Source organism: Paenibacillus sp. sgz302115 (assembly GCF_056120445.1).
The window spans coordinates 94,814-111,873 of sequence record NZ_JBVYOK010000001.1 but is presented as its reverse complement, the minus strand read 5'-3'; the positions used below and the strand labels follow the sequence as shown (position 1 = coordinate 111,873).

15 protein-coding genes are annotated in these 17,060 nt (G+C 51.0%); 3 read left to right on the top strand and 12 right to left on the bottom strand.

The window, feature by feature from the left end:
* Positions 1-173 precede the first annotated feature (173 nt).
* The 6 genes from AC0LWN_RS00500 to AC0LWN_RS00475 form a co-directional block, all read right to left on the bottom strand.
* Positions 174-1,772, bottom strand: coding sequence for a response regulator (locus AC0LWN_RS00500; protein WP_474662709.1), 1,599 nt, complete (start codon positions 1,770-1,772; stop codon positions 174-176).
* Between the two features lie 22 nt (positions 1,773-1,794).
* The gene (locus AC0LWN_RS00495) at positions 1,795-3,162 is read right to left on the bottom strand and encodes an ABC transporter substrate-binding protein (protein ID WP_474662708.1); all 1,368 of its coding nucleotides are present in this window, start codon (positions 3,160-3,162) and stop codon (positions 1,795-1,797) included.
* Positions 3,163-3,176: 14 nt separating this feature from the next.
* Positions 3,177-4,901, bottom strand: a complete 1,725-nt coding sequence (locus AC0LWN_RS00490) for a sensor histidine kinase (protein ID WP_474662707.1) — start codon at positions 4,899-4,901, stop codon at positions 3,177-3,179.
* 114 nt (positions 4,902-5,015) lie between these two features.
* A complete protein-coding gene (locus AC0LWN_RS00485) occupies positions 5,016-5,879 on the bottom strand; it encodes a carbohydrate ABC transporter permease (RefSeq protein ID WP_474662706.1) in 864 nt (287 codons plus the stop codon).
* Complete coding sequence (locus tag AC0LWN_RS00480; RefSeq protein WP_474662705.1) at positions 5,876-6,829, bottom strand: carbohydrate ABC transporter permease; 954 nt, start codon at positions 6,827-6,829, stop codon at positions 5,876-5,878. The genes AC0LWN_RS00485 and AC0LWN_RS00480 overlap by 4 nt, the downstream gene beginning before the upstream one ends.
* A 104-nt stretch (positions 6,830-6,933) precedes the next feature.
* Positions 6,934-8,292: an extracellular solute-binding protein gene (locus tag AC0LWN_RS00475; RefSeq protein WP_474662704.1), complete on the bottom strand. Its 1,359-nt coding sequence runs from the start codon at positions 8,290-8,292 to the stop codon at positions 6,934-6,936.
* Between the two features lie 244 nt (positions 8,293-8,536).
* Here AC0LWN_RS00475 and AC0LWN_RS00470 point away from each other — a divergent pair, with 244 nt between their 5' ends.
* Positions 8,537-8,749, top strand: a complete 213-nt coding sequence (locus tag AC0LWN_RS00470) for a hypothetical protein (RefSeq protein WP_458965754.1) — start codon at positions 8,537-8,539, stop codon at positions 8,747-8,749.
* A 20-nt stretch (positions 8,750-8,769) separates the two neighbouring features.
* Positions 8,770-9,174 carry a VOC family protein gene (locus AC0LWN_RS00465; RefSeq protein ID WP_474662703.1) on the top strand — a complete coding sequence of 135 codons (405 nt, stop codon included), beginning with the start codon at positions 8,770-8,772 and terminating at the stop codon, positions 9,172-9,174.
* A 109-nt stretch (positions 9,175-9,283) separates the two neighbouring features.
* Here AC0LWN_RS00465 and AC0LWN_RS00460 read toward each other — a convergent pair whose 3' ends face one another.
* Both AC0LWN_RS00460 and AC0LWN_RS00455 read right to left on the bottom strand, forming a co-directional pair.
* Positions 9,284-9,442: a hypothetical protein gene (locus tag AC0LWN_RS00460; RefSeq protein ID WP_474662702.1), complete on the bottom strand. Its 159-nt coding sequence runs from the start codon at positions 9,440-9,442 to the stop codon at positions 9,284-9,286.
* A 194-nt stretch (positions 9,443-9,636) separates the two neighbouring features.
* The gene (locus tag AC0LWN_RS00455) at positions 9,637-10,635 is read right to left on the bottom strand and encodes an aldo/keto reductase (RefSeq protein WP_474662701.1); all 999 of its coding nucleotides are present in this window, start codon (positions 10,633-10,635) and stop codon (positions 9,637-9,639) included.
* A 195-nt stretch (positions 10,636-10,830) separates the two neighbouring features.
* Here AC0LWN_RS00455 and AC0LWN_RS00450 point away from each other — a divergent pair, with 195 nt between their 5' ends.
* On the top strand, positions 10,831-11,502 hold the full coding sequence (locus AC0LWN_RS00450; RefSeq protein WP_474662700.1) for a tetratricopeptide repeat protein: 672 nt from the start codon (positions 10,831-10,833) through the stop codon (positions 11,500-11,502).
* Positions 11,503-11,579: 77 nt separating this feature from the next.
* On the opposite strand, the gene AC0LWN_RS00445 is transcribed toward AC0LWN_RS00450, so the two are convergent.
* From AC0LWN_RS00445 to AC0LWN_RS00430, 4 genes are all read right to left on the bottom strand, one after another.
* On the bottom strand, positions 11,580-12,689 hold the full coding sequence (locus tag AC0LWN_RS00445) for a DUF4179 domain-containing protein (RefSeq protein WP_474662699.1): 1,110 nt from the start codon (positions 12,687-12,689) through the stop codon (positions 11,580-11,582).
* Positions 12,686-13,219 (bottom strand): sigma-70 family RNA polymerase sigma factor, encoded by a 534-nt coding sequence (locus tag AC0LWN_RS00440; protein ID WP_474662698.1) that lies wholly within the window; start codon positions 13,217-13,219, stop codon positions 12,686-12,688. Before AC0LWN_RS00440 ends, AC0LWN_RS00445 begins: the two co-directional genes overlap by 4 nt.
* 160 nt (positions 13,220-13,379) lie before the next feature.
* On the bottom strand, positions 13,380-16,538 hold the full coding sequence (locus AC0LWN_RS00435; protein WP_474662697.1) for an MMPL family transporter: 3,159 nt from the start codon (positions 16,536-16,538) through the stop codon (positions 13,380-13,382).
* Positions 16,535-16,987: a MarR family winged helix-turn-helix transcriptional regulator gene (locus tag AC0LWN_RS00430; RefSeq protein WP_458965760.1), complete on the bottom strand. Its 453-nt coding sequence runs from the start codon at positions 16,985-16,987 to the stop codon at positions 16,535-16,537. Before AC0LWN_RS00430 ends, AC0LWN_RS00435 begins: the two co-directional genes overlap by 4 nt.
* Between the last annotated feature and the right edge of the window lie 73 nt (positions 16,988-17,060).

Genomic DNA, 17,060 nt, shown 5'->3' with positions numbered 1-17,060 from the left:
TATATAGACATTTATTTATTTTGTCTACATTTAATTAAACAAGCATCTAATTTGTTTACTTTTTACGCTCCGATCCGGATGCAAAAAATCCTTTATGCCAAGCGCCGGAAACTTAACTGGGCGCTTCACATAAAGGATAGGTTGTGCTTACTCGTACTTATTGGCAGCAAAGGCTAGTTCGCTTGCTGGGCATGCTCTTCACGGTATTCAGTCGGCGTTTTTCCGGTTGCTTTTTTGAACACCTGGGTAAAGTAGCGCGGGTCCTGATAGCCGACCAGTGGCGCTACCTGATAGACCTTTACATTGCTGCTGCTCAGAATATATTTGGCCTTCTCCATCCGGCAGTGGGTCACGAACTCCAGAAAGGTATAGCCGGAGATTTGCTTGAACAGTGTACAGAAATGGCTGATGCTCAGATCGGCCACCTCCGCGACCTCTTCGATGCTGAGATCCTTGTGGTAGTTGGCCTCGATATACCGTTTGGACTTCTCAACCACACTCCGGCCATCCTCACGGGAGGTTGTCTTGCTGCTCTCCAGCATCCACTCGCGGAATTCGATCTTCAGCGCGGCTATCATGGAGGAGAGCGTACCCAGCCCGTGCAGTCTGCTGAGCAGACCTTCCAGTGACCAGTCCGAGTGCATATTCAAGTGCTCGAATTGTCTGTATAGCACAACGATCATTTCAATAATCAGCCGTTCGGCCAGCTCCTGCGGAAGACTCTGGACTTCAATAAAAGCGGCCATTTCATCGAACAGACCGAGCATCCGCTCCAGATTCAAGGTACGGATACTCTCGATCAGCGCAAGCTCCAGCTCCTTGGGGTACTTCACCTCCCGGCTGCCGGTCACCGTTGTCTCCTCATCAATGAACACTCCCGCCTGACCGGAGTAGAAGCGCTGATACAGGGCCTTGCTGGCGAGCGGGTACACCGTGCTCAATTGGTTAATCCCCCGCGTGCTGCGGCTGATTCCGACCGAACAGTTCAGCTTGGAATATCTTTTGATGCCGGCAATCAGCTGCTCGCCAAGCTCTCTTTTACCGCCGCCAAGACTCCCGGGAAAAAGCAGAATCCACTCTCCATTATAGAAAGGGAATACGGAGAGCACCCCATTCTCAAGCGACCATTCTTCCAGGATATTGCGTACCGCGAACAGCCAGAGCCGTTTCTCCTCCGCACTCCACTGTGCCGTCAGTTCCGAGTAGTCGTCCAGACGGACTACCGCCATGAAATATTCGCCCTCCAGCTCGCTGTTCTCCAGCCATTTCAAGTGCTGCAGCGGCCGCGGATTGCCTTGGGTAAACTCGGCGAGCATCCGCTCCCGGGCCAGCATGGATAAGGTCTGCACTGAAAGCAGCATCTGTTCATTCTCTTTCTGGCGATCGAGCTTCGCTTTGGCCCGGGTCAGCATTTCCGTCAGTTCATCATGATCAATCGGCTTCAGCAGATAATCAAAAGCACCCTGCCGCAGCGCCTCCCGGGCATATTCAAATTCCCCATAACCGCTGATAAAAATAAAAATCAGGCGGCTACTCCGGGGCAGCACCTCCTTCATCAGCGCAATGCCGTCAATAACCGGCATGCGGATGTCGCTGATGATAATCTGCGGCGAAGTCTCTTCAATCAAACGCTGCGCCATTTCCCCGTTTCTCGCCTCACCAACAATCGTCAGGCCCAGTTCCTCCCACGGAATAGCTACCTTCAAACTGCGCAGTATAATCGGCTCATCATCCACCAGCAATACTTTGTATTTCTCATGTTGTGCACACATCAGGGCAACCCCCCCCCCAGACTTATTGAATGGTCGAGCTCTGAATCAAGTTCCAGTACTGCTTCGATGCGGATTGCAGCTGCTTCAGCGCCTGATCCGCCTGCAAACCTCCATCAATCATCTCTTCAATGACACTCAGGAATGTTTTCTTGACTTCCGGCGACATCAGATTGTCATACGGCACGAAGCTCATCTGGTTGTCTTCCATGATCCCCATGACCTGGGCAAATACCGGTCCTGTCTTCTTCGGATCAAAGGTAATCCGCATGGATGGAATTCTTAAGCCTTCATAGACAATCCGCGTCTGTATTTCCTTGGTATAAAATCCCTTGAGCAGCGCAAGCGCCGCTTCCCGCTTAGCTCCGCTCAGACTTGAAGAGAGCCCGATCCCAATCGTATACCCTCCCGCCATTGAGGGCTCTTCTCCGCTCTTTAGGGCGGGGAACGGGATTACGCCCACCTGATTCTGAAAGTCAACAGGAGCTGTGTCTCCTGAGAACAGATTAATGTCCCAGTTCCCGTTCAGATACATGGCGGCTTTTCCGCTAGTGAACAGCATGACTGCATTCTCCGTTGACAGATCATTCGATGAAGGACTGAATGCCCCTTCGGATATCCACTTATTAAGATGCTTAAAGGCCTCCGTATACGCGCTGTTCTGAAAGCTGGCTCCATCCTTTCCGGTAACCAGCTTCTGGATCAGATCGGGCCCGGCATAGCGGTCCATTAAATAATGGGCGAATATTCCGGCAGGCCAGCGGTCCTCATTGCCAAGTGCAAAAGGAATGTAGCCCGCCTGCTTCAATTGCAGAATCGCCTGATCCAGCTCTTTGACCGTTTCAGGAACTTTAATGCCCAGCTTGTTGAAGATGACTTTGTTAAAATACAGCGGCTCTGCATTCCCTTCGATGGGCAGCCCGTAAATATGATTGTTAAACGTCCATAGATGAAGGTCCTTGAACTGATTCTTCAGGCCGTTCTCCTCAGTGAACTCCGTCAAATCCATGAGCCGGTTGGAACGCACATAAGGCTCGATCTCCGCACCCCCGAAGAGCACAAACATATCCGGCGGCGTTCCGGTAACCATTTCGCTTTTGAGCTTTTGCTCACGGTGGATGGTCTGGTCCAGGCCTTCAAAATTCACTTTTACATTGGGATGCGCGTTCTGGTACTCCTTCACAACCTCCTCGAAGATCGCCAGCAGCGGCCGGTCATGCTCCTTGATCCAGAAATGGCGGAAGGTCAGCGTTATTTTCTCCTCCGTGTTGTTCTCAATCGGTTCTCTGCCCCCTTGCAGAATATAAAACACCGCGCCTGACATCAGCATAATGTAGAGGAATATCCAGCCCCATTTGCTTAGCCACCTCATGGCCCTTTGCTTCTTTTTCATCCTGCGTCCTCCTGTCATGGCTGAATTTTCGGTATACGGATGCAGATTGTCGAACCGAAGCCCGGGGATGAACAGACTATAATGCCATAGGGATTGCCGAACCGGATTTTCAGGCGCTCATGCACATTCTTCAGGCCTACGCCGCTGTCGCTGTATTTCTTGGGATTGCTCGGTTCCTTGTCCCACAGACTGGTCAGGGTTACAAGATCAAAGCCCGGCCCGTTATCCTTGACGATAATGATGATATCCTTCCCGGTTTCCTCGGCTTCGATGGTAATCACACCATGCTCTTCCATCTGTTCAATGGCGTGGTATAAAGCGTTCTCTACAATCGGCTGCACGATCAGCTTCTGCGTCCTTAGATTCTTTAGCGTATCGGGAAGCTTCAGCGCATAGGAGAACTTGTCTTCAAAACGGAACTTCTGTATATCGAGATAATGGCGAACATGCTCAAACTCCATTTGCAGCGGAATCAGCTCCTGATTCTGGCTGATGCTGATGCGCAGCAGCCTGCCGAGCGAGACAACCATTTTGCTGATATCCTTATTGCCGGCCAGCACTGCCATAGAGTTGATCGACTCCAGAGAGTTATATATAAAATGCGGATTAATCTGCGCCATGAGCGCCTGCATTTCCGCTTCCTTCTTGCGGCCCTGCTCCGTCTGCACCTGCCCGATCAGCTCGCTGATCTGTGAACTCATCCGGTTGAAGCCGTCAATCAGCGAATCGCTTTCATCATCAGCATGCAGCGGCATCGAAATCGGCGTGAAAATCCCCTGTTTAACCCGCTTCATCCCATTCACCGCGCTGTTAATGCTGCGCACAAGCCTTCGCACGAAATAATGGTCGAAGAAAAAGGCGGACACCAGGGAAATAGTACCCAGGATAAGCGCGATGTTGCGGATCGACACCGACTCCGAGGAAATCAGATTCATCGGTGTAATGGCCGCCAAATACCAGTCCGAATTATGTGAAGGCAGGAAAGTAATCAGAGATTTCTCCCCTTGATAGTAGTCAATGTAATAGTCCTTCTCCTGGGTATAATTTTCTTGTAAAAAAGGAAAATCCGTGCGCTGCCCGATGTGTTCACCCGATTTGTCAAAGACGATATTTCCCTGCTTATTGACAAGCAGTATATCCCCCTTCTTCAGCGTATTGGCTTCCCAGAAAATTTGGTCAAGCAAATCCGGCTTTACGTACACTACCAGATACCCGATATCCTCCAGCGAATAATAGTCCTTAATGATTCTGGCCTGCACCAGCACCGGGTTGCCGGAGGATTCGGAGCCGTTCTCCCCGGGACCGGACCAGACAGGACGCCCTTCGGCGCTCTCCATTGCCCCATACCAGACCTGCTTGCGCATATCCGCAAAGGACATGGGAGCATTGTATTGATACAGCAGACGGTCCTTGCCGTAAAGACTGAACGAGGTAATCATCGGATGATTGATCAGCAGGTTGTTGATCTCCTGCTTGCGGTCATAGGTCAGCACAAAATCCGGCTGCTTCAGAGACTGCTGAATCGCCGGCTGCGTGATGGCCGAATTGGTTATCGATGAAATTTCACTAAGCGCAAACTTCAGCTTGCGGTCTGTTTCGAGAAGTGAGATCCAATAGAAATTACTGGATTTCTTCTCCATCGCATTGGAAAAATTAACATATGTAACGCTGCCCATCACAATGACGGGGATGAACACGAGAAGAATAATAGCGAACAAAATTTTGCGGCGGAGCTTCATACAACCGTCCCTTCCTCCTGCTGTCCTATGTCCTTATTATTCTTCACGGCAATCCCAATTTCCTTTTACAACCATTCAAATTGCAACCATTTAAAGTAATAACTTACGGTAAAATCAGCTCTTAACCGCACCGGAGGTGAGTCCGGCAATAACCCAGCGGCTGAAGAGCAGGAATACAATGAGCAGCGGCAGAGTCGCCGTAAAGGTAGCGGACATGATCATTCCATAATCCAGACCGTCACGGTTGGAGAACAATTGCTGGAGCGCAATCTGAATCGTAAAATGCTCCTTGTTCTTCAGAACGACAAGCGGCCAGAAGAAATCATTCCATACGGTCATGAAATTCAGAATGCCGAGCGTAGCCATCGCCGGGGTAATGACCGGAATCGCAATGTTCCAGAAGATACGGAAGTGTCCCCCGCCGTCGATCCGGCCCGCTTCAATAAGCTCCGTGTGCACCGCTGTGGAGATGTATTGGCGCATCCAGAAGATCCCGAAGGCATTCACCATCGCCGGCACAATCAGCGCCTGGAAGCTATCAATCCAGTGCAGCTTCGCCATAATGACATAGGTCGGCAGTACACCAAGCTGCTGCGGAACGAACAGAGTGGCAATAACGAAATAGAACAGCACATTTTTGAGCGGAAAGTCATATTTGGCAAACGCATACCCAGCCAGCGTGCAGAAGAACACAACCGAGACCGTCACCATTGACGCAACAAACAAGGAGTTGCCCAGTGCCTGGAAGAAATCCGCCTTATCCAGCACACGCTTGAAGTTATTAACGAACTGGTCTCCTATGGTCAGCAGCGGCGGCACATGAAAGACAGCACCCTTATCATTGGTACCTACAACAAACATCCAATAGAACGGGAACACGGACACCAGCGCTCCGATAATCATTAGAACATAGAACCAGAATTTGCCGAAAAGGCCGAGATCGTCCGGTTTCTTTTTCGTCATTCGCAGTGTGCTCACGCTTTTCTCCCTCCTGTATCTCCGCCCATACGGCTTGAGGCCAGCATATTAAGCAAGGAGAAAATAATCGTAACGAGGAACAGCAGAACCGCCGTAGCTGCCGCCGTACCAAAGAATCCATTACGGAACGCTTCGCTGTACAGGTAAGTAACCATCGTAATCCCTTCCTGCCGTGTCGAGCCGGTTCCGGATTGGCCCAGGAATACATATGGCTCGGTGAAGAGCTGCAGGGCACCAATCGTTGAGAGCAGGGTAACAAAAATAATAAAAGGACGCAGCAGCGGCATTGTAATAAAAGTAAACTGCTGTCTTCTGTTCGCTCCGTCGATGCGGGCCGCTTCATACAGATCCGTCGGTATGCTCTGCAGGCCGGAAAGGAAGATAATCGCGTTATAGCCCGTCCAGCGCCACATAACCATCGTGGAAATGGCGATTTTGACACCCCACCAGCCGGAGTTGAAGGCCATACTATCCAGGCCGAGGCCGTTCAGCATCCAGTTGATCATACCGTTGTTGCCGAACAGTGTGCTGAACACGAGGGTAACAGCAACGATAGAGGTGATGTTCGGCATGAAATAGAGAATGCGGAACGTTTTCTTGAACTTGGTCATGCCCGAATGCAGTAGCACCGCGAGCAGCAAGGCCAGAATAAGCTGCGGCACGGTTCCCATGAGGCCCATAATGAGCGTGTTGGAGAAGGAGATCCAGAAGGTTGGATCACTCGTCACCAGATCATAGTTCTTCAAGCCGACGTATTTCATGGGACCCAGCGCATCCCATTTGAAGAAGGATAAATAGATTGTGAAGAAAATCGGGTACAGTCCGAATATCGAGAACAGAATAAAGAACGGAGAAATAAAGGTATAAGCGGTAATGCGGCTCCGTCTTTGTTCAGTTAAAAAGGGGCGTTTGCTCTCGGCATGCGGACTCACGAGTACGGGTTCAGCCATGTCACACCTCCAAGGAAAATTACATTTTTAAATCCGGACTCATAGAGGATACTCCCCTCCATGAATCCGGACGATCATGAAAACCAAAACCTTAATTGAAAGTCTTAGCCGCGTTCTGCCAAAGTCTTCGCCTGTTTAACGGCTTCATCCCACTCTTTGGCCGGATCAGCTTTCTTCTCCAGCACGTTTTTCAGTGCATTTTTGAAGAAAGTATCGGTCTGGTCATGCAGAGGACCGTAGTATACAGGTTTTACGCGGTTTGCCGATTTACCGAATTCAACTGCAGTCTGCTGACCGCCGAAGAAATCATCCTTGAAGTCCTTAAATGCCGGATCTTCATACAGTGCAGGAATGGAAGGCATCAGACCTTTGGTCTTGAACGATTCAAGCTGGTTATCTTTGTTAACCATCCATTGGATGAAGTCATAAGCTTCCTTAGGATGCTTGCCTTCCTTCGGCAGGGTGATGAACGAACCGCCCCAGTTGCCGGCGCCTTCAGGAAGCTGGGCAATTTTCCACTTGCCGGAGGAATCCGGCGCATTGCTCTTAATGTTACCGGCCATCCAGGCAGGTCCCATAACAACAGCGAACAGACCGTCGCTCATGCCTTGACCCCACTCAGGAGACCACAGCATAACATTGCTGATCCAGCCTTCTTGAATTCCTTTTACCGTGAAATCATAAGCTTTCTTGACTTGAGGATTCTTGTCGCCGATAAATGAGCCGTCCGCTTTGCTGAAATAAATTTCATCAGCGGATTGGTCACGCAAGGCGTTATAAGTCAGATCTGTCAGATCGACAAATGGCTTGCCGATTTTGTCCTTGTAAGCTTTGGCTACAGCGGCGAATTTATCCCAGGTATCAATGGCTTTGCCGAAGCCGTCCGGGTCATCCGGCAGTCCGGCAGCTTTGGCCAAATCTGTGCGGTAGTATACAACTGTAGGACCAATATCGGTCGGCAAGCCCAATTGGAAGCTGCCATCCTTCGAAGAAGCCTGCTTCCACTTCCAGTCCAGATAGTTGGCCTGAATATCCTTGGCGCCGTAGTCATTCAGGTTATAGAATTTGTCCTGAGCGCCAATAAACCGTTCCATGAAACCGATTTCAAGTTGGAAAATATCAGGTGCGCCCGAACCTGCCGATAAAGCTGTCGTGAGGTTGTTGTGGTGCGCTGTCTGGTCACCGGTGTTCTGAATCTTAATTGTAATGTTCGGGTGCTGTTTGGTGTACTCCTTCGCCAGATCTTCGTAGTTGACGTTACCGAGCGTCCAGAAGGAGAGCTCAATCTTCTCAGCAGGATCTGCAGCCTTCTCAGTTGCAGCAGCTTCCGTACTTTTTGCGGTGTTACCCGAATTATCTTTTGCTGCGTTGTTCCCGGCGTTGTTGTTGCCTCCGCATCCTGCCAGCGAACCGACGAGCAGAACGGCAGCAAGCGTCACCGCTAGGTTCTTTGCTTTTTTCATTCCTCTGTACCCCTCTCAATAGTTTCTCTTACAAAACTTAGTGTACAGTAGGCAATCTATTTTTTTGAGGAGGCAAACTTCCGATTTATGGTGGAAATACTTACGAAAGGGGATTTTTACAGTTTGACCAGCATATGCTGAGGATTCTCCTCCAGACTCCCCGGCATCTGGATTTCTCTGCTGCACACAGGTATACTATTTTTATTTACAGACTACATTTAATATGCAAAAGGAGATTACATCCATGCCTATCAACCGCCCATTGCTGACCGATAGCGATCTGCAGGAGGCCGTAGACCGCAAGCTGCCGGTACGGGTCTTCCAGGATGATCATCTGGTGAATTCAGGGGCCACCGTTGTCCGCTTCACGGATTCGGAGGTTGTTATCCAGTCACGGGTTAGTGATTTGACCTACTACTCACGCCAGAGCTGCCAGTTCTATGAAGTCAGACCCTAACGAAACGGAGTGAATACTGCTTGGCGAACCCATTCGTAAAGACCATTGCCACACTTGAAATTCCAGTCACCCTGATTGAGCAAGCCACAAAGTGGTATGTGAAGTTTCTGGGCGTCCAGATTCAGCATGAGTCCGACCACGATGCAATGCTTCAGCTCCCGGGCGCTCCCGGTGCTCCGCAACTGTATCTGGTTGCTGCCGGCGATCAGGCTGAGCGGCTGTTCTTCCAGAACAGCAATACCGGCACAATCCACGGAATCATTGATTTCTATGTGCCGGAGCTGGAGAGCTTTCATCATTATCTTATTGAAAACGGGGTAACTGTAACCGACATTCATTATTTTAACGGCAGTGACGGGTTCGGCGGCTTCGGCTTCAGCGATCCCGACGGCAATCATTTCGGAGCAACCAATCTGGACAATTAAGGAGAAATAGCTCCTTATATCCGCACCAAAAAGCCGGACAATGGACCACAAGGTCGAATTGTCCGGCTTCTATCTTTTTATACCATTATAAGCTTCATAGGCTGCTTCGCTATTTCTTCATTTCGCTAAATGCCTTCAGCTTCTCATTCAGCACATCCTGAAAGCTCAGCGTCTTGTCACCGGATATTTGCGGCTTAGCATCGGCCACGGGCTGAGGTCTGAAATAATGATGATTGAAAGCCATAAGATTATGTACCGTCATATTCATATCAATTCAACCTCCTTCGTAGTATCCACAAATTTTGCGTATCTGCGCAGCGTCTTATCTCCTATATACCCCGCTTCAGCCCATCCTAAACAGTTTTTTTGCACATCAATGTAAAAAACCTCCGGCCCGCATAACGGGACGGAGGTTGTGAACATACCATTTGTATTTACACTATGATTAGGGCATGACTTCCTCTATTTCAGTGCTGACCAGGAGGCTCCATTCAGATGCTCCAGCTCATCCTGGGTCAGCCGGAAGCTCATTGCCCCAATGTTCTCCCTGGCATGACGGACCTTGGAAGCGCCCGGGATGGCAACCACCGTATCTCCGTTGTAATGAATCAGCCAGTTCAGGGCAATCTGGCCGGGGGTAACCGCATATTTATCGGCGAGCACCGTCAAGCTGTCAATCAAGGGCTTGCTGCGGGCCATGCTGTTATCGTCAAGACCGGATTGCACCCGCCGCACACGGGAAACGGCCCGGATCTGTGCAGGGTCCTTGTGGAAGCGCCCGGTCAGAATTCCTTGCTGGAGCGGGGAATAGGCAATAATTGAAATGCCCAGCTCTTTTGCCGCCGCCATAGTTCCGTTCCGGTCTATTTTGCGGTCCAGCAGATTGTACTTCACCTGATTGGAGACAAGACTCAGATCATATTGCCGCAGCAGCCTGTGCGCCTCCGTCATCTGCTTCGCCGAATAATTGCTGACGCCTACGTAGCGGATTTTACCCGCTTTCACCAGTCCTGCCATCGCCTTCATCTCACTGGCAATCGAAGATAAGGAGAAGGGCTGATGAATCTGATACAGATCAATATCCCGCCCGCCGAGGTGGCGGATGCGCTCATCAATCGTGGAGGTTATGGAGCTTGCAGTGCGCATGAGCGGCCACCACTTGGTGGCAATCAAAGGAGTCGCATGGGGGCTGCCCTCCTTCTTCAGTTGATCCAGCACATGGGCCAGCGCTTCCTCTGATTTTCCCCCTCCGTAAATCTCTGCCGTATCGACCCAGTTCATACCGCCTTCCAGGCTTGCCCGCACAATCTCCAGAATGTCCGATTCGTCCAGGTTGCTCCAGTACCGGCCAACGATGCCTTTCCCCCGGCTGAATTGCCAGCATCCCAGACCAAGCGGTGAAACGGACAATGAGGAATGTCCCAACGGACGCAAGCTTGCTTTTGTCAATTCAGACTCCATAAATCATCCTTCTCTCCAAGATATAGTAATGCACACAGCTTAATTCCTAACCCGCCGGGTGTCAATTCAGCAGGCTTGGGACTTCTGTACAAAAAATAGCAATCAGAAATAAAGGATGATATGGTATAATTACCCTGCCCCGCTGCTCCAACAAAATTAGTGATTTCGGAAACACAATCATAACGGAGGGAAGTCATGTTAAAATTTTTTGGTTTCTTACTGCTATACCGTCTGGTAGGCAACCCTTTTCTTGCGATCATTATCCTGCTCGTTATCTTGTATTTCCTGGACCGCCGATATGTCGGCCTATTCCCGAGCTTCACCAAGCCGTTCCGCCGGAGCCGGCAAATTTCCAAATTGCGGACTACCATTTCACTGAATCCAAACGATGTGTCGGCCAAATTCGATTTGGCAAGACTGCTTACAGAACGCAAGCGTTATACAGAATCCAAGGAGCTTCTTGTGCAAATCGCTGACCGCTATGAGCAATCCGCTGAATACTGGGTGGAGCTTGGCTATGTAAATCTCAAGCTGGGCCAGCTCGCCGAAGGGGAAGCGCAGATGCTGCAAGGTCTGGATATTAACAGCAAAGCCCAATATGGCCAGCCATATCTGCGTCTTGCAGAAACCTTCCGCAACATTGACCATGATAAAGCCCTCCATTATGTAGGCCAGTTTCAGGAGATCCAATCTTCCTCAAGCGAAGCCTACTACTTGGCCGGTTCCATGTATAAGGCACTGGGTAGAACGGAAGAGGCCAAACGCGCTTTTGCCGAATCGACGGCGGTCTACCGCTCGCTGCCCAAATACAAGAAACGCCAGGAACGCGGCTGGGCGCTGCGCAGCTATTTTGCGAAGCTGCGCTAGATCTGCTGCTACATAGCTCTATATGCCAAAGAACCTCCGGTTCTGCACATACACATGTGCACCGGAGGTTCTTTAGCTTACTCCACGGGTATCGTCATTTCAAGCTCAGGGATATACTTCTTACTGCCATCCGCCCAGATATAAGGCTTAACGACAACCGACTTCGGCATAGCTGTAAAAGGCTCATAGCTGCTGCTGCTCGATAAGGTATTCCCTTCTCCGTTGCCGTTACCTCCAATCATCGCTGCTATCTCTCCCTGTTCATTCATCACTTCAAAAAACAGGTCCAGAAATCCGGTTACCTTATATTTATCCGGAATCGCCTCCTGGAGCTCTTTGATATCCTGGCCGGGTGCGCCTTTAACCTCAGTGAGCAGCCGGATCGTCGTCCCGCTAAGCTCCAGGCGCTTAATATGCAGGTTGATATGATCGAAGGTTTTGACTTCCTCAGGCGTGAGCACAATACTTTGGAGCGACTTCTTTTCTACCGGCAGCTCAAAAGTGAAGGATTGGTCAATATCGGCAAGGTACACCACCATCTTGAAGTCAAACGCCTCCGGCACATGCAGCCCGGGTGACTCCAAGGCCGTAACAATTACGGAATCCGGAGCAGCTTCTCCCCCGGGAGACATTCCCCAGGCCGTATTGGCCAATTCCCCATTGATATAAAAATCAATATTATTCGCTGTTTTCCCTAATTGCCGATCCCGGGCATTCCACCTTTCTGCAAACGACTGATTTCCGCCGTCAGCTTCTTTTCTCGTCAACACCAGAGACAAACGGCTGCCATCATACATCAGCTCCGATACACTCAGTGTCAATCCTCCGTATGTCACACTCTGCACTGTATCTGATGTAACGCCTGCAACACTCGCCTGCTTCAGCCCGGAGTCACCTGCAAGCCGGAACACACTCTCCATAAAAGGCAGCTGCTTCAGTGTTTGTGCCATTGCAGGTGAAATAAAGCCCAGGCCGATCGTCAACATCACTGCGGCTGCCACACTGGCGGCAGCAATCAGTACCCGCCGCAGCCAGCTTCGTCTGCGGAACGCGGAACGGGGTAAGGCCGTTATGCCATTCAGGGACTGGTAAGTTGCATCCATACGGAATCTGACCAGCTCCGGCAGCTCTTCATCCTTCTGATCTTTTAATCCCTCCAGCTCTTGCTCCAATTGTTGCAGGTTCATCCGTTCATCTTCCTTTCCACGGGGTCCGTGAGCCACTCATATAATGTTTTTCTGGCCCGGTGCAGTCTGGTTTTCACTGCGCTCTCCGAAATTTCCAGCAGGTCAGCAATATATTGCAGCGGAAAACCTTGATAATAGTGCAAAATCACAATGTTGCGCGTAATTTCCTCCAGCTGGAGCACGGCGGTACGAAGGTCCATACTCTCCGCCACCGATAGCGGATTATTTATTCCTGATGGCAGATCAGCCATCGCCACCGTCTGCACACGTCTGCGCAAAATCATATTGCATTCGTTAATTAAAATACGAAAGAGCCATGTTTTGAAAAACTCCGGCTGCTTCAGGCTGGAGATAGATTTAAACGCCTTTATTGTTGTTTCCTGCATCGCATCCGCACAGTCTTCATCTTTCTTCACAATAGATTTTGCCACTTGATACATCTGCAGCTCGAGCCCCTGAACAAGCTGGATAAATGCTTCATTGTCTCCTCTCTGCGCGCGCCTTACTTGCTTCTCTAGCCCGGTATCCAAAGGCCAGCCTCCTGTCCTGCAGAATTCTGCAATTCTCCCCTTGCCGTCATGACTGCTAATTAGATGTGTTGACTGGAGAGAAGGTTACATCGAATAAAAGACAAAAAGCAAGCCCCTGACCCGGAGCTTGCTTTTCGGTATGCCCTGCTTGCATTTAGATTTACATATCCAGCGTTTTCGGCTTGTCATCAGAGGCTGATCCGCTGAACGGCCACCAGTTGGCCCGGCCGAACATCCGCACCATAACCGGCACGAAGAACGGCAGGAATACCAGAGCGTACAGCGCAAGACCGGACAGCACCACTGTAGCGATCTGCATCATGGACAGCACCCCGGAAGGAAACATGGAGGCAAAGGTTCCGCCTAGAATGACTACGGCTGACAGAATTACCGTACCCATGTTGCGCATGGCGTGCAGGATGGCCTCACGTACATCCCAGGTTTTGTTCTCATTGAAGCGGTCCATCAGGAAGATGCTGTAATCCACCCCGAGCGCGATCAGCATCACGAAGCTGAAGAATGGCGTGGTCCAGGTGATCCCCGAATAATCCAGCATGTGAACAAAGATTGCCTCAGTGATCCCAAGCGCACTAAAATAAGTAATCAAAAGTGAGATGATCAGATACAGCGGCATAATAATCGAACGCAAGAGCAGTACCAGGATGATGAAAATTCCGCCGAGCATCAGGACAACGGTCCGTGTATAATCCTCGTTGGATATTTTCTTCAAATCGCTGAAGGTGCTGCTCACACCGCTGATAGCCGTTTCGGCATTTTCCAGCTTCGTGCCTTTGACGGCGCGGTCTACCGCCGCCTGGACACCCTCGATGCTGTTAATCGCCTTCTCGCTGTAAGGATTCGCAGCGAATACCACATCCAGCGTCATTACCTTCCGGTCACCGGATAGATAATTATCGAATACCCGCTGCAGGTCAGCCGCTTTCATGGCTTGCTCCGGCACCAGGAAGCCGCTCAGCTCATCGTCCTTGGCGTTCTGAATCTGCTTGAGGTAATCCTGTGCGGAATTAAGGCCGCCCGTGATCTGCTTGAGGCCGCTGGCACTGTCGCTGAGTCCATCGGTCAACTGGCCGAGCTGCCCGGTTAGCTGGCCGAAGCCGTCTGCCAGCTTCTGTTGTCCTCCCTGCAGCTCATTCAGTCCTCCGGAAATGGCCGGAATCTTATCAACAATCTGGCCTTGGCCCGCTGCCGCCTGCTTCAGACCGGATTGCAGCTGGGCGATTCCCGCCACCAGCTTATCAAGACCTTGGGCCAGCGCGGTCTGTCCGGCAGCCGCTTTGGCGTAGCCGGCATTCGCCTCGTTTAGCCCTGCTGCAGCTCCCCCCAGCTGTCCGGAGATTTGGCCGAGGCCTCCGGCAAGCTTCGCGGCTCCCGTGCCGCTCTGCGTTACGGTGCCTTTGATCGTCTGGTAGTTCACATCCTGCAGGAGATCAGGATGCGACGCTTCCAGACCGGTAAAGGAAGCATCCAGGCCTTGCAGTGCGGCTGCAACCCCTTGAAGCTGGGTCTGCAATTGCCCCAGCCCTCCGTCCAGAGCTGTCAGCCCTGCGCCGATTTTCTTGTAGCCTGCCAGCAGCGCCGCATTGGCATCGGCCAGCTTCTTGGCGCTGGCTGCTGCCTGGGCCAGACCGGCTTTTATCTCTCCGGCACCGGCGGAGCCGCTATTGATGCCTTTCTCGATACGCGAGAGGCCGTCGCCAAGGGCGTCGATGCCTTTTTTCAGCTCAGCAGTACCTTCCGTCAGCTTCGCGCTGCCCGATACCGCCTCATTCAGCTTCGGCTCATTTCCCTTAAGCTGCTTGCTTGCCTCTTCAAGACCCGTTTGAATCTTGGTCAGCCCTTCATTACTCTTATTCAGCCCGTCAGTGAGCGTAGCCACTTGAGTCGGGATCAGGAAATCATTGATTTGCTCCCCGGTTGGACGCGACATGCTGCGCACTGCTTTGACGCCATCCACCTTTTCCAGCTCACGGCTGATTTTCTCCGCAAGTCCCATATATTCCGAAGTGTCCATGCGGTCATCGTTTTTAATCACGATTTTGCCGGGCATGGATTCACCTGGGCCGAAGCTTTCGGAGATAATATTAAAGCCTTTAACCGAAGCATAGTTCGAGCCGATTTCATCCATGTTGTTAAAAGACAGCTTGCCGCTGTAGGTAAATAGAAACGGTACAACGATCACCGCAACAATCAGCAGCGCCGCCCAAGGTCTTTTCAGGGAAAAGGAGCCTGCCGCCCCCCAAATCCGGCTCTCGCTGTGCTCCAGCTTGCCGCGTGACGGCCAGAACAGCTTTTTACCCAATAACGCCATAAAGAAAGGCACCACGGTAACAAGTGCGAGCAGCATCACAGCTATTCCTACAGCCACTGCCACCGCCGAACGGTAGAGCATGAATTTGGACAGCCCGATCGCCAGGAAGCCGACAAATACGGCAAGCCCGGAGTAGAACACTGTGCCGCCCGCCTTGCGGTAAGTAGCAACAATGGCGCTCTTGGTGTCTTCAGCGGTAGCCAGCTCTTCCTTGAACCGGCTGATCAGCAGAATGCAGTAATCCGTCCCGATCCCGAACATTACGGCCACCATAAAAATTTGCGTAAACGTCGATAAAGGAAAATCATAGCGGTCCACCAGGAACGCCACCACGGATTGTGACACAATATAGCTCAGTCCCACGGTCAATAGCGGCACAAACGGCGCTACGAACGAACGGAACACGATGAACAGAATCAGCAATATAAAGACAACAGTAATGTATTCCGATTTCTTCAGTCCGGCTTCCGAGCTGACAATCGTATCCTCTGTGATCAGCCCTTCACTGGTCAGATAGTGATCAGCGCTCACACCGCTCAGCAGCTCATTCACCTGATCCGGCAGCTTTTTGACAGCTTCATCCCCGCCTTTGACCATCAGCGCAGCCATTAACGTCTTGCCGTCCTTGGCAATCAGCGTGTCCTTCAATTCCTCCTGGGAAAAAGGATCGGTAATCGAGTCGATCTCCAGCGCATCCTTCTGCGCCGCAAGCTTCTCAATCCCCTGCTTAATGCTCGCTGTATCTTCAGCGGTAAGGCCGCCCGGCTTGTTAAATACAAGCGCAACCTGGTGCAGGGTTTCCCCGCCTTTGGCCTTGGCCACTTCCCTCATAATTTCAGCAGCTCTTGTAGAGCTATAGCCGTCCGGAACACTGATTTGCCCCTTCTCACGCACCAGATCGGACATGGCCGGAGCGTTCAAAAATAATACAACCGCTGCGGCGATCCACACGGCAATAATAGCCCATCTTGCTTTAAGTATGGTCTTCAATTCGCTTTACCTCCCGTTTCCTGCATTAGAAATGCCAGCCTCTCAAACATCGCAATGAACTTCTCGATATCCGGCTTATTGAAATGGGCAAAATATGGGGAGATGATCTCATGGACCTGTTTCTCCGCGGTGTGATATCTGCTTCTGCCCTTGTCTGTCAGTGACAGATACACCTGGCGGCGGTCACTTTCATCACGGGTCCGTTCAATCAGCTCGGCTTCTACCAGCCTGTTGATGATCGCGGTAATCGAGCTTTTTCCTACTGCTACAGCTTCCGCCAGAAAAGTTGAAGTACAAGGCTCCTGGCTGTTAATCAGCCGCAGGATCTGAAACTGGTCGTTGGTCAAGCCCTCAGTCATACTCTCCCTGATCTGTGCCTGAATTTGTCGGGTCACTATCATATAAGCGTCCACATAGCGGTCAATCCAAAGCTGTATCTCCTTGTTCAAAGGGTGCACCTCCTTTTGTGAAAAATAGTTCATGTATAGAATAGTTTCACAGTAAAACTATATGGTTTGCCAC